This window comes from Paracoccaceae bacterium, from assembly GCA_012103375.1.
GTDB lineage: Bacteria > Pseudomonadota > Alphaproteobacteria > Rhodobacterales > Rhodobacteraceae > WLWX01.
Window position 1 is genome coordinate 3,623,459 of the sequence record WLWX01000001.1, and the last position, 13,047, is coordinate 3,636,505.

The window sequence follows — 13,047 nt, forward strand, 5'->3', positions numbered from 1 at the left end:
CTCCACATTCGGTGAATCACAAAATCAGACCTCTGGGAATCCCATCGATTCAGATTTCAAGGACGGCGCTCTAGTCGTAGCTGAAACGAAACAGACGGGGCCGGGCGTTCATCGCCCGGCCCCTTTCCGTTGGGGCGCGCAACAACCCGGTGTTCAGCCGGGCATTCCGCCGCCTTACATCCGCCGCTGGGCTTCGACCTGTTCGGATATCCAGGCGTATGTCTGCGCCATACCCCAGCGCAGGTCCGCCGATGGTGCCCATCCCAGCGCCTTGGAAATCAGCCGGTTGTCAGACGTCCGCCCCCGGACCCCAAGCGGCCCGTCGATGTGCTTCAGCCGCAGGGACTTGCCCGAGATGTCGATGACCATCCGGGCAAGATCGTTGATCGACACCATCTCGTCCGAGCCGATGTTGACCGGCGCATCAAAATGCGACCGCATCAGGCGCAATGTCCCTTCGATACAGGCATCGACATGCAGGAACGAGCGGGTCTGCAGCCCATCGCCCCAGATCTCGATCTCGGCCCCGTCTTCGGCCTCGGCCACTTTGCGGCAGATCGCCGCCGGGGCCTTTTCCTTGCCGCCGGACCAGGTGCCAAAGGGGCCGAAAACGTTGTGATACCGCGCAATCCGGCAGGTCAGGCCGAATTGCTGGCCATAACTTTGAAACAGCCGCTCAGAAAACAGTTTCTCCCAGCCGTATTCACTGTCCGGGTTGGCGGGATAGGCGCTGTCTTCGGCGCAATTCGGGGTGTCGGGATCAAGCTGATTGTGCAGCGGATAAATGCAGGCCGACGATGAATAGAACAGGCGCCGCACAGCGCTGTGCCGCGCCGCGCCGGCCACGTTGAGGTTTATCTGGGCCGAGTTGTGGACGATGCTCGCGTCATTGGCGCCGGTAAAAGATACCCAGCGCCGCCCATGTCGGCGGCCAGCTGATAAACCTCATCAAACGGCTGATCGAAAACGCCGCGTACAAAGTCGCGATCCCTCAGGTCGCCAAGCCGGGTATCATCAGCCACATCGGGGCGGAACTCATGCGCCTTTATGTCGACGCCACGCACCCAGCACCCCTCGGCCTTGAGCGTCCTGACCAGATGTCCACCGATGAAGCCGCCGGCCCCTAAAACCAAAACCGCTTTCATCGGGCTCTGCCGAAATGTCGATGGAATACAGGCACGTGCGACCTTTCTGTGGGGCGACGGACCAGGCCCGTTCGGTTTCAGACGTGATCAGGAAAAGCATTCCGTCACGGATGTAAAGCGAGGTTGGGTCGATGATGCGAAAGGCTTCGTCGAAGGGGTATTCCATGGTCAGATAGTCAAGGCTTTCGCCGGGCCTGTAGACAAAGAGGAACGGCCGGTGACGGATATCCGCGAATGTCTTTCCCGGCTGTTCGTTGGTGTGGCCCATTCCAAGAATCACCCTGCCGATCTGTACGGCATTACTGCCACCGCGCAGCCACGGGTATTTGTCGTGCGACCTCGGCAGGCGGACCTTGTGCTCGGCCACGGTTCTGGCGACCAGGAAGCCATCGTTTTCGTGAATGTACTCGGCCTTCAGGATCCGAAACGGAGAGAATTCGTGCACGAAAAACAAGTCATCATCCCGCACAAATGGCATCCAGTTCTTTCCGCCGCTCTTGCCATCGCGAAAGATGACCGGAAGCCAACGGTCCTGCGCCTGGATGTAGATTTTGTTGATATAGCCGTGGTCGGGGCTGAAGGTCACCGCGCTGATGCAGGGGCTGCCGGACCAGTAGAACGGGCGGGGGTCTTCGCCGCTGCCGATCACCCTGGTGTCATTCATCACGATGACCGAGCCTGTCCAGGGTTCCTCAAAAGACATAATGCGACGGGTGAAATGGGTCGCGTGTCCCGCAGGGTCCATGGCGACGGCGTCAAAGACGTGGTTGCCTTTGCGCGTGACGCTGGTATCCGCGAGCTCAAATTCGCGCAGTATCTTTTCCAGCCTGAAAGCCACCCGCACCCCCGGTTTCCCCAAGGCGGTATACAGCGGCGTTTGTGTCGCTGCCAGACGCGGCAAACCTCAGCTTGCGCGCTTGATACCCACCATCCGCGCCTTGGCACGCGGGTCGTTGTCAAACAGGCTGGCAAGCTGTTCCGTCATCGCCCCGGCAAGCTGTTCCACATCGGTGATCGTGACCGCCCGGTCGTAATACCGCGTCACATCGTGGCCGATACCGATGGCGATCAGTTCGACGGCGCGCTTTTTCTCGACCATGGCAATCACATCGCGCAGGTGCTTTTCAAGGTAGTTCGCGGGGTTCACGGACAGCGTTGAATCATCCACCGGCGCGCCGTCTGAGATCACCATCAGGATCTTGCGCGCCTCGGCCCGGCGCGCGGTACGCCGGTGTGCCCATTCCAGCGCCTCGCCGTCGATGTTTTCCTTCAGCAACCCTTCTTTCATCATCAGACCCAGATTTGGCCGGGTCCGCCGCCAAGGGGCATCGGCGGATTTATAGACGATGTGGCGCAGATCGTTCAGGCGCCCGGGCAGCTGCACGCGCCCGTCGTTCAGCCATTTCTCGCGCGCTTGCCCGCCCTTCCAGGCGCGGGTGGTGAAGCCCAGGATCTCGACCTTGACCTGACAGCGCTCCAACGTGCGCGCCAGCACGTCAGCGCAAATCGCCGCGATGGAAATCGGGCGGCCCCGCATCGAACCGGAGTTATCCAGCAGCAGCGTGACCACCGTGTCGCGGAACTCGGTGTCCTTTTCCTGCTTGAAGGACAGCGGTGTGGTGGGGTTGGCGACAACACGCGCCAGGCGACCGGCATCCAGCGTGCCTTCCTCAAGATCGAACAGCCAACTGCGGTTCTGTTGCGCCTGCAACCGGCGCTGCAACTTGTTGGCCAACCGGCTGACCGCGCCTTTCAGCGGTTCCAGCTGCTGGTCGAGGTAGGCGCGCAAGCGCTCCAGTACCGCCGGTTCGGCCAGATCTTCGGCCAAGATTTCTTCGTCAAATTCGTCACAGAAGACGGCGTAGTTCGGATCCGCCTCGCTGACCGGGGCAGGGGGCGGCGGTTCAAGCGGCTGATCGCCTTCTGGCAATTCGGCCTCATCCCCCTGTTCCTGATCCTCCATATCCTCCATCGAGACCTGCGCCTGCGCAGCATCGTCCATGTCGTCCTGGGATCGCTCGGGGCTGGCGTCTTCGTCGTCTTCGCCTTCGTCATCGCCATCATTCTGGCTGTCGGGGTTGTCTTCGGCTTCGTCCGTTTCCTCGCCCGCGTCGTCGCTGTCTTCATCCGCATCCGGGTCGTCGCCCAGTTGGTCGCCATAGCCGAGGTCGGAAATAATCTGCCGGGCGAGGCGCGCGAAAGACGCCTGATCGGCCAGCGCGTCGTCGATGCTGTCAAAGTTTTCGGCCGCCTGGGATTCCATGAACCCGCGCCACAACTCCATAACATTCGCCGCATCAGGCGGCAGGTCGCGGCCTGTGGCCAGATGGCGGACCAGATATCCGGCGGCAGTGGCAAGCGGGGCCTGCGCGGCCTCGGTAATCTCTCCGAACCCTTTCTTGGCCGCCTCGCTCGCGATCTTGGCGTCGATGTTACCGGCGGTTCCCGGCATATCGCGCGCGCCCATCGCTTCGCACCGTGCTTCTTCCATCGCCTCGTAAAGATCGCGGGCCATCTGTCCGTCGGGGGAATAGCGGTTGAAGGTGGCGGGGTCGTGGAACTTGTGGCGCAGCGCGAAAGCGTCCGCAGTGCCGCGCGCCAGCAACACCTCATCCCGCGTCATCCGGCGGGAAACCTGCGGCAGGCGCACCGAGTCGTTGGACAGGCCCGGCGGGTCCACCGTAAAGCTGACCGACAATTCGGCATCGTCCGCCATGACCTTCGTCGCCTCGGCCAGGGCCTTTTTGAACGGATCGGCTGGGTTGTCGGTGGGTTTGTTCATTTGCGTGCGCCAATGGAAATGACACTACGCGTGCGACCAGCGACGGAGAAGCCGGCCCCCGTGGGCCGGATCGCGCCCGCCCGCCCCCCCGGGGCGGAAGCGATGCTCCCACCCCACGGCCGGACGCGATCCTTCGCGTTTTTGCCGAGCGGGAACGAATGATATCTAGTCATCACCCCAACGCCACGCTCGCGGCACTCTCCGGCAGTTCCTCATCAAAGCACCGCTGATAGAACTCCGCCACGGTCTGGCGTTCCAACTCGTCGCATTTGTTGAGGAAGCTCAGGCGGAAGGCATAGCCGACGTCGCGGAAGATGCGGGCGTTTTCGGCCCAGGCGATGACCGTTCGGGGGCTCATGACCGTGCTCAGGTCGCCGTTCATGAAGGCGACGCGGGTCAGATCGGCCACGGTGACCATCTGGCTGATGATCTTGCGGCCCTTGTCGTTGTTATAGGTCGGCGCCTTGGACAGGACGATGGCCGCCTCGGCATCGTGGCTCAGATAATTCAGCGTCGCGACCAGCGACCAGCGGTCCATCTGGCCCTGGTTGATCTGCTGGGTGCCGTGGTACAGGCCCGTGGTGTCGCCCAGGCCGACGGTATTCGCGGTTGCGAACAGGCGGAAAGACGGGTGCGGGGTGATAACCTCGTTCTGGTCCAGCAGCGTCAGCTTGCCGTCCGTTTCCAGCACCCGCTGGATCACGAACATCACGTCGGCGCGGCCCGCATCATATTCATCAAACACGATCGCGGTCGGATTGCGCAGCGCCCAGGGCAGGATGCCTTCCTGAAACTGGGTGATCTGTTTGCCATCGACCAGCTTGATCGCATCCTTGCCGATCAGGTCGATCCGGCTGATGTGCGAATCGAGGTTTACCCGAACGCAGGGCCAGTTCAGCCGCGCTGCGACCTGTTCGATATGCGTCGATTTGCCCGTTCCGTGATAGCCCTGGATCATCACCCGCCGGTTGTGGGCAAACCCGGCCAGGATCGCCAGCGTCGTTTCGGGATCGAATTTATAGGTCGTATCCACTTCGGGAACGCGGTCGGTGCGCTCGGCAAATCCTTTGACGGGCATCTCGCTGTCGATGCCAAACACTTCACTGACCGAGATATCCTCGGTTGGTTTCGCCGATGCGTCGCGCGTTCCGTCCGCCATAACATGCCCTTTTTGCCAAGGCGCGACACCCCGGTGCCGCCCGGTGGCCGTGGTGCAACAAATCGCAGGGCGGTGCAAGACGTCGGTGCCGCTCGCGCCGCGATGACAGTTGCACACGTTTGATTGAACAGCCCCGTGAAACTATCGCGCCGGCATGCACGTGTTTGCTAGTGTCGCCGGCGAAGGGTGTTGGTGGGTCCCCCCGCCTTCATCCGGGAGAACTTCGCCGTAACGGCATCGGAACGTCGCCCGGGTCCAGTCCCTCGGATCCGGGCGGCACCGCGAAATTTAACGGGAGAGATCAATGGACCGCCGCACCTTTCTGACCACCACCGCCGCCGGAGCCGCCGCCCTGGCCATCGCAGGCCCGGCAAACGCATTCGAAATTGAACGGACCGAGGCTGAGTGGCGCAAGATGCTGACCAAGACCCAGTTCAAGGTCATGCGCCAGAACGGGACCGAGCGTGCCGGATCGTCGCCGCTGGACAAGAACTATGCGGCCGGCACCTATCATTGCCATGGCTGCGATCTGCCGGTTTACCCGTCGAGCACCAAATTCGACAGCGGCACCGGCTGGCCGTCATTCTGGCAGAGCCTGCCGAACGCCGTGCGCACCAAGCCGGATCGTAAACTGCTGAGTGTCCGCACGGAAGTTCATTGCCGCCGCTGTGGTTCGCATCTTGGTCACATCTTCGACGATGGCCCGGCGCCAACCGGTAAGCGGCACTGCCTGAACGGTGTCAGCCTGGTGTTCAAAGCGGCGTAAACCCGGCGTTCAACTCTGACAAATGGCAGCCGACGGTTCAGTCGCGCGTCAGCCCGATCTCTGCTCTGCGCGCTTTCGTCAGCGCGCGGGCGATCATGTCGTAGGATGTCTTTACATAGGCGTGCAGGTCATCGTCGGACAGGCTGTTTGAATCGAACGCCTGAATCCATTTTAGGCCACGGGACGCCATATAGGGTGCCGGACGCAATCCGGGTTGATTCGAGAGTACTTCAAACCCGATCTCTCCGGTCTTGAAGGTGATGGCCGGGTTTCCGTCATTCCAGCCGATAATTGCAAAGACCTTTCCGCCGACTTTCCAGACATCTGCATTACCCCATTGCACGCCATGGGTTGCGGCTGGCATTGCGGCGCACCATCCGTTCAGCCTGTCGCGTGAGGGTATGTCGTTAACTGGCGAAATTCCGGCTTTCCTTGATCTGGTCCCAGGCCCAGACAACCTCCTGAAGGCGGTCTTCGTCTTCGCGATTTCCGCCGTTCATATCCGGGTGCAGATCCTTCACAAGTGATTTGTATTGCTTGCGAATTTCCGGCTTTGACCAATGGTCCTTGGCTTCCAGAATATCCAGCGCGCGCCGCTCGGTCGGGGGCAGTTTGCGCGCGCCTGTGGTGCCGCGCCCCGGATTCTGCGTCGCATTCGCGCCCTGTATCTGATGCGGGTCGTCAACGCCCAGCCGTGACCAGGCCTTGCCTTCGACACCCGGCTTGGCGAATGGCTTGGTTTCGCGGCCCCAGACGCGATCCTTGTCGATGAACTCCTCAAACTCCTCCTCGGTCGTGCCGTTGAAGAAGTTCCACTTCAAATTGTATTCGCGCACGTGATCCTTGCAGAACCAATAGAACTCTTCCAGGTCATCGGGGGACTTGGGCGCGCGGTATTGCCCGGCTTCTTCACAATTGGGTGCCTCGCACCGCCGGGTCGAGGTTTCGAACGCCCCCGACATCCCACGCCGTCCGCGCGTTCGCTTTTTCTTGTCGGATTTGACGCTCAGATCAAATCCAAACGGGTCGTCTTTTTTCATCAGATCGTCCTTCGTGCGCACCCGGCTTTCCGTTCAAGACGGGTGAGTTTAGTGTTTCGGACGGAAACCAAAAGGGGGCGGGCAGAAAAAATGCAGATTAGCGACGAAATTCACGCAATGCTGGCGGATGGATTTGATACCTCGGTGCTGGAAGTTGCCGACACCAGCGAAGGGCATCGTGGTCATGCGGGGTGGCGTGAAGGCGGTCAGACCCATTTTCGTGTGACGATCACCGCTGACGCCTTTACCGCAATGTCGCGGCTGCAACGCCACCGGGCAATCCACGACTGTCTGGGCAAAGACCTGATCGGACGCATTCACGCGCTGGAGTTGATCGTCAACGGCTGAGAATCGGCACCAGGCCTAGCGGTCGTCTTCCCAATCCTGCGACATCTTCCAGGGCGCATCCGACGGCGGGCGACGGCGGGACGACCCACGAGCGGGGCGCTGAAATTCCGAAGGTTCATATTCGTAACCGTCGTCGTCATTGTCATAGGCCGGTCCGGCGTCGGCATACTGCCCATTGCTACGTTCGCCATAGCCGCCGCGCTCTCTGTATTCCGGCTCGAATGGAGGGCGTTCGCTGAACGACGATCCGCGATCGTCATAAGCGCCACGTTCATCATAACCGTTGGAATACCCGTTGTCGTATCCACGCTCGGGCGCGCGTTCGGGTGGCTGAATCTCGGGCGCGGGTCGCATTGGCGGCGGCGCTGCGGTCGACATCTGTGCGGGCGGTGGCTCGGACGAATAGTCGCGCAGCAGGGCGCGCGGCTGTTCGGCGGCATCGTCCAGGCTGCGACGGAAGATCAGCATGTGCTTAATCGATTCGGTCGTGCGCCCGCGAATACCGCTGCGCTCTTCGCACGGCAGCGTCCCGGCGCGCAGATATTCCCAACCTTCAGCCCCAAGATCGTTCATCAGCATTTCCATGCCAAAGGCGAAGCGATCTTCGACCGTCTTCATACCCTTGATGCGCCGTGTCTTCGACGGTGCCGGAACAACCTTGTATTCGTAACGTGCCATGCTCTGTCCCTACATAACGAGCCGATCTTATAACAGGTCGCAAACCCTGACTGCAAAGCGATATATGCCCTGCGCTATGCCAAAACTAGGCGAAAATTCGCCGTGCTTGCGTGATGTCCCGATCCTGCCCCGCCGGTATTGTATCAGAGATCGAGTTTCTTGGCCACGACCTCATTCACGGCCTTGGGATTCGCCTTGCCCCCGGTGGCCTTCATCACCTGGCCAACGAACCAGCCGGCCAGTTTCGGGTTTTCCTGTGCCTTTGCGACCTGGGCGGGGTTGTCGGCGATGATCTGATCGACGGCGGCTTCGATTGCGCCGGTGTCGGTGACCTGGCGCATGCCGCGTGCCTCGACAATTTCGGCCGGGTCGCCGCCTTCGGTCCAGACAACCTCGAACAACTCCTTGGCGATCTTGCCCGAGATGTCGCCCTTGGCCATCAGGTCGAGGATACCGCCCAGCTGGTCGGCGCTGACGGGGCTGTCAGTTATCGCGATGTCTTCCTTGTTCAGACGTCCGAACAGTTCATTGATGACCCAGTTCGCGGCCTGCTTGCCGTCGCGACCCTTGGCGACACCCTCGAAAAAATCGGCCGAGACGACATCAGCGGTCAGAACCCCGGCGTCATAATCGGTCATCCCGAAATCGGCGACAAAACGCGCCTTCTTGGCGTCCGGCAATTCGGGAAGGGAGGCTTTGATTTCGTCGACCCAGGCTTGCTCGATCTCCAGCGGCAGTAGGTCAGGGCAGGGGAAATAGCGGTAATCATGCGCCTCTTCCTTGGAGCGCATCGAGCGCGTTTCGCCCTTGTCGGGATCATAAAGCCGGGTTTCCTGATCGACTTTCCCGCCATCCTCAAGAATCGCGATCTGGCGTTTGGCTTCCACATCAATAGCTTGCTGGATGAAGCGCATTGAGTTCATGTTCTTGATCTCGCAACGTGTGCCCAGGTGGCTGAAATCCTGCGTTTCCCAATAGCGTTCGTAATCGCCGGGGCGGCAGACGCTGACGTTCACGTCGGCCCGCAGGTTGCCGTTCTGCATGTTGCCGTCGCAGGTGCCCAGATAGCGCAGGATCTGGCGCAGTTTGACGACATAGGCGGCGGCTTCTTCCGGGCCGCGAATATCGGGGCGGCTGACGATCTCCATCAGGGCCACGCCGGTGCGGTTCAGATCGACGAAGGACATGTTGGGATCCATGTCGTGGATCGATTTGCCAGCGTCCTGTTCCAGATGAATGCGTTCGATGCGAACCATCCGGGCGACGCCGCTGGCCAGCTCAACCAGCACTTCGCATTCACCGACGATGGGGTGGTAAAGCTGCGAAATCTGATACCCCTGCGGCAGGTCGGGGTAGAAATAGTTCTTGCGGTCAAATGCCGATTTAAGATTGATCGCCGCCTTCAGCCCCAGCCCGGTTCGCACCGCCTGTTCAACGCAGAATTCGTTGATCACCGGCAGCATGCCGGGCATCGCGGCATCCACAAAGGCCACGTTGCTGTTCGGTTCGGCCCCGAAGGTGGTCGAGGCGCCCGAAAACAGTTTGGCGTTCGATGAGACCTGGGCGTGAACCTCCATCCCGATCACAAGTTCCCAGTCGTGCTTAGCCCCCTGAATGACCTTGGGTTTCGGGGTTTCAAATGTCAGGTCCAGCATAGGTCCATATCCTTTGGTTCCGGGCCGCGTTCTAGGGCGTCGCGTCGGCGTGGGCAAGCACGGCGAGGGCCGCGTGCGCGACGCGCTGAGATGTTGCGTGGGCGGGAACGGGGCCTTAACACGGGCGATTGTGTGTGCCCAAGGAAGTCTGACCATGCTGCGTGCCTGCCTGAGCCTGAGTTTTCTTGCGCCATTCCTGTTTGCCTGCGCACCGATGATCCTGCCGGCAACGCCCCCGGCACCCGCCCCGGTCTTTGTGGCGCCAGCGCCCGAACCTGATCCCGCCGCCCGCTGGGATTTTCACCCCGAAGCCGCCTATTGGTCCCGCGCCAGCCGTGCGGCGCTTTACGATCACGCCGCCCCGCTGGTTGCCTTTGTGCCGCGCGACATCGACGCCTGGTGCCCGGCTTATCCAGAGGCCGAGGCGCATGATCGCCGGTCATTCTGGGTCGGGCTGATCTCGGCGTTGGCGAAATACGAAAGCACATGGAAGCCTGATGCCGTTGGCGGGCGGGACGGCAAGTGGTTCGGGCTGGTCCAGATCGCCCCGGCCACGGCGCGCGGCTATGGCTGCCGTTCGACCAGCCAGGATCACCTGAAAGACGGCGGCGACAACTTGTCCTGCGGTTTGCGGATTATGGCCGTGACCGGGCCGCGCGACGGGGTGATCGAGGGGCGGGATCGCAAATGGCGCGGTGTCGCGGCGGATTGGACGCCGATGCGCAAGCCGCACATGGTGGCGGAGATGAAGCAATGGACCAACGCGCAGAGCTTTTGCCGGGTCGAGTGAAGAGAATTATGCCTCCGGCGGGGATATTTATGGGTCAATGATGGCCGGTGAAGGCAGAAGGCCCTGGATTGCCTCGTGCCAGTGGAGCGGCGGGTTCTTTGCGGGTCAGACCCCTCAGCCACCCAACAGGCGAGTGACCATCTCGCTAGTGTCTCCGCTAAGGTTTGGCGTAGCGGCAATCCGACCCAGCGCCGCGCGCATCATGCCCTGCCGATCCGCGTCATAGCGCCGCCAATTCTGGAACGCCGTTGTCATCCGCGCGGTCGTCTGCGGGTTCACCGGATCCAGGCGGATCAGCCATTCGGCCAGCAGATCATAGCCCGCGCCATCAGCGCGGTGATACCCTGCTGCATTGCCTGAAAAAGCGCCGATAAGTGCCCGGAAACGATTGGGGTTCTTCCATTCGAACAGCGGGTGCTCGGTCAGGCCGGTGACCGTTTCGACCGCAGTTTCGGGGGCCGCGAACCCGGCCTGAAGCGCCAGCCATTTGTCCATCACCAGACGATCCTGGTGCCATTCATCGTGAAAGGCGGCAAGCTGATCCTTGCCTTGCCCGACCGACAGAAGAATCGCCAATGCGCCCTGTTTCAGGGTCATGTTGTCCGCGTCATCATAAACCGAAACCGCCGCGCTGCCGCCATCAAGGCGCGTGGCAAGGTCAAGCAACGCCAGGAACCAGCTGCGCTGTCCGGCGGGGGCCGCATCCGGCAAATAGGGTCCATCGACACGGGCGGCGGCCAGCAGATCGGGCAGGTCCGGCTTCAGGCGCGCGGCTATCGAATGGCGCAGGCTTTGCCCGGCATGGTGGATTGCCAGCGGGTCGGGCGTCAGCCCGGCGTCAAACAGACCCTGAGCGATGTCATCTTCGGAAGGCAGGCGCAGAACCAGGGCACGAAACGCCGGGTCGAGCGCGCTGTCGGCGGCGACGGTGGCAAGACCGTCAAGGAAGGCGGTGCCGGGCGCCGTGCCATGGGCGGCCAGCGCCATCAGCGTTTCGCGCGCCAGGGCGCGGCCAGCCTCCCACTTGTTGAAGGGATCGGTGTCATGGGCCAGCAGGAATGCGCGTTCGTCCGGGTCGGATTTGCGTTCAAGGATCACGGGCGCTGAGAATCCGCGCAGGATCGACGGCACCGGCTTTGCGCCGAGGCCGTCAAAGGTAAAGCTTTGCTTGGCCTCGGTCATCTCGAGCACACGGGTTTCGGCAACCTCGTCCCCGTTCGGACCAAGCAAGCCCATGGCGATGGGGATGACTTGTGGTTGCTTGTCGGGCTGACCAGGTGTCGGGCGGGTTTCCTGTTCAAAAGTAGCAGTATAGGTGCCATTTTTGAAGTCATCAGTGAAGGTCAGGCGCGGCGTTCCGGCCTGTGAATACCAGCGTTTGAACTGTGTCAGGTCGCGCCCTGTGGCGTCCTGAAACACGGCAAGCCAGTCTTCGATAGTCGCCGCATCGCCGTCGTGACGCTCAAAATAGAGATCCAATGCTTTGGAGTAATCATCCTCGCCCACCAAACGGTGCAGCATGCGGATGACCTCGGCGCCCTTTTCATAGACGGTCGCGGTGTAGAAGTTATTGATCTCAATAAAGCTTTCCGGGCGCACAGGGTGCGCCAGCGGTCCGGCATCTTCGGTAAACTGGCGCGCGCGCAGTTTGACCACATCCTCGATCCGCTTGACTGGGGCCGAGCGCATGTCCTGCGTGAACTGCTGGTCGCGGAACACGGTCAGCCCCTCTTTCAGACACAGCTGAAACCAGTCGCGGCAGGTGATCCGGTTGCCGGTCCAGTTGTGAAAATACTCGTGCGCAATGATCGTCTCGACAAATTCATAGTCACGATCGGTCGCCGTTTGAGCCGAGGCCAGAACATAGCTGGAGTTGAAAATGTTCAAGCCTTTGTTCTCCATCGCGCCCATATTGAAGTCATCCACGGCGACGATGTTGAAAACGTCCAAGTCGTAAGCGCGCCCATAGGTCTGTTTATCCCAGCGCATCGATCGTTTCAGCGCGTCCATCGCATAGGTCGCCTTGCCCGCGTCATTGGGGCGGGTCCAGATATTCAGGGCCACGGCGCGGCCTTCGGATGTGGTAAGGTGATCGGCCTCGGCCACCAGATCACCGGCGACGAGCGCAAACAGATAGGCCGGCTTGGGCCATGGGTCGTGCCATTCGGCCCAGCCGGGGCCGCTGCCCGTGGGGTTGCCATTGGACAGCAGCACCGGCAGATCGCCTTCGATCCGCACCGTGAAGGTGGCCATGACGTCGGGGCGGTCAGGGTACCAGGTGATCTTGCGAAATCCTTCCGCTTCGCACTGGGTGCAATACATGCCGTTCGACATGTAAAGCCCGTCCAGCGCGGTGTTGCCGGCGGGGTCAATCTCAACTTCGGCTTCGAAGGTGAAGGGGCCATCGGGGACCGGAATCAGTACGCCCTGGTCGGCTGGGGTCAGCGCGACAGGAATTCCATTGATGGTTGAAGAAAGAGTCTTAAGGCCTTCACCGTGCAGAAATATATCGGATACCGATTCAGCGTTTGGGTTCGGTCGGAACGCGATCCGGGATTCGACGCGGGTGGCATTGGGTGACAGGTGAAAAGTCAGGTGAACCCCGTCGATCAGGTGGCTGAACGGGGCATAGTCCGCCAATCGGACTTCGGCTGATTTTTGGTCGGTCATTTCGGGGCTTTCGT

Annotated in this window: 10 protein-coding genes and 2 pseudogenes; 3 read left to right on the forward strand and 9 right to left on the reverse strand. The window is 61.2% G+C overall.

Going from position 1 to position 13,047, the window contains the following annotated elements; all coding sequences use genetic code 11:
• Positions 1–174: 174 nt before the first annotated feature.
• The 4 genes and pseudogenes from GKR99_18520 to cobS form a co-directional block, all read right to left on the reverse strand.
• Positions 175–1,145, reverse strand: a pseudogene (locus tag GKR99_18520) (NAD-dependent epimerase/dehydratase family protein).
• Positions 1,036–2,046, reverse strand: a complete 1,011-nt coding sequence (locus GKR99_18525; GenBank protein NKB29439.1) for a hypothetical protein — start codon at positions 2,044–2,046, stop codon at positions 1,036–1,038. The pseudogene GKR99_18520 and the gene GKR99_18525 overlap by 110 nt, the downstream one beginning before the upstream one ends.
• Positions 2,047–2,049: 3 nt before the next feature.
• Positions 2,050–3,927 (reverse strand): cobaltochelatase subunit CobT, encoded by a 1,878-nt coding sequence (gene cobT / locus GKR99_18530; protein ID NKB29440.1) that lies wholly within the window; start codon positions 3,925–3,927, stop codon positions 2,050–2,052.
• Between the two features lie 172 nt (positions 3,928–4,099).
• Positions 4,100–5,086 (reverse strand): cobaltochelatase subunit CobS, encoded by a 987-nt coding sequence (gene cobS / locus GKR99_18535; GenBank protein ID NKB29441.1) that lies wholly within the window; start codon positions 5,084–5,086, stop codon positions 4,100–4,102.
• Between the two features lie 304 nt (positions 5,087–5,390).
• Here cobS and msrB point away from each other — a divergent pair, with 304 nt between their 5' ends.
• On the forward strand, positions 5,391–5,852 hold the full coding sequence (gene msrB / locus GKR99_18540) for a peptide-methionine (R)-S-oxide reductase MsrB (protein ID NKB29442.1): 462 nt from the start codon (positions 5,391–5,393) through the stop codon (positions 5,850–5,852).
• A 37-nt stretch (positions 5,853–5,889) separates the two neighbouring features.
• Here the strand turns inward: msrB and GKR99_18545 are convergent, their stop codons facing one another.
• Both GKR99_18545 and GKR99_18550 read right to left on the reverse strand, forming a co-directional pair.
• Complete coding sequence (locus tag GKR99_18545; GenBank protein NKB29443.1) at positions 5,890–6,216, reverse strand: MmcQ/YjbR family DNA-binding protein; 327 nt, start codon at positions 6,214–6,216, stop codon at positions 5,890–5,892.
• 43 nt (positions 6,217–6,259) lie between these two features.
• Positions 6,260–6,892 carry a DnaJ domain-containing protein gene (locus GKR99_18550; protein ID NKB29444.1) on the reverse strand — a complete coding sequence of 211 codons (633 nt, stop codon included), beginning with the start codon at positions 6,890–6,892 and terminating at the stop codon, positions 6,260–6,262.
• A gap of 90 nt (positions 6,893–6,982) precedes the next feature.
• Here GKR99_18550 and GKR99_18555 point away from each other — a divergent pair, with 90 nt between their 5' ends.
• Positions 6,983–7,240 (forward strand): BolA/IbaG family iron-sulfur metabolism protein, encoded by a 258-nt coding sequence (locus GKR99_18555; GenBank protein NKB29445.1) that lies wholly within the window; start codon positions 6,983–6,985, stop codon positions 7,238–7,240.
• Positions 7,241–7,552: 312 nt separating this feature from the next.
• Here the strand turns inward: GKR99_18555 and GKR99_18560 are convergent.
• Both GKR99_18560 and gatB read right to left on the reverse strand, forming a co-directional pair.
• Positions 7,553–7,918 (reverse strand): annotated as a pseudogene (locus GKR99_18560) (DUF4177 domain-containing protein).
• 143 nt (positions 7,919–8,061) lie between these two features.
• Positions 8,062–9,573, reverse strand: a complete 1,512-nt coding sequence (gatB, locus tag GKR99_18565; GenBank protein ID NKB29446.1) for an Asp-tRNA(Asn)/Glu-tRNA(Gln) amidotransferase subunit GatB — start codon at positions 9,571–9,573, stop codon at positions 8,062–8,064.
• Between the two features lie 214 nt (positions 9,574–9,787).
• Here gatB and GKR99_18570 point away from each other — a divergent pair, with 214 nt between their 5' ends.
• Complete coding sequence (locus GKR99_18570; GenBank protein ID NKB29447.1) at positions 9,788–10,363, forward strand: transglycosylase SLT domain-containing protein; 576 nt, start codon at positions 9,788–9,790, stop codon at positions 10,361–10,363.
• 114 nt (positions 10,364–10,477) lie between these two features.
• On the opposite strand, the gene pepN is transcribed toward GKR99_18570, so the two are convergent.
• A complete protein-coding gene (pepN, locus tag GKR99_18575) occupies positions 10,478–13,033 on the reverse strand; it encodes an aminopeptidase N (GenBank protein NKB29448.1) in 2,556 nt (851 codons plus the stop codon).
• Positions 13,034–13,047 lie beyond the last annotated feature (14 nt).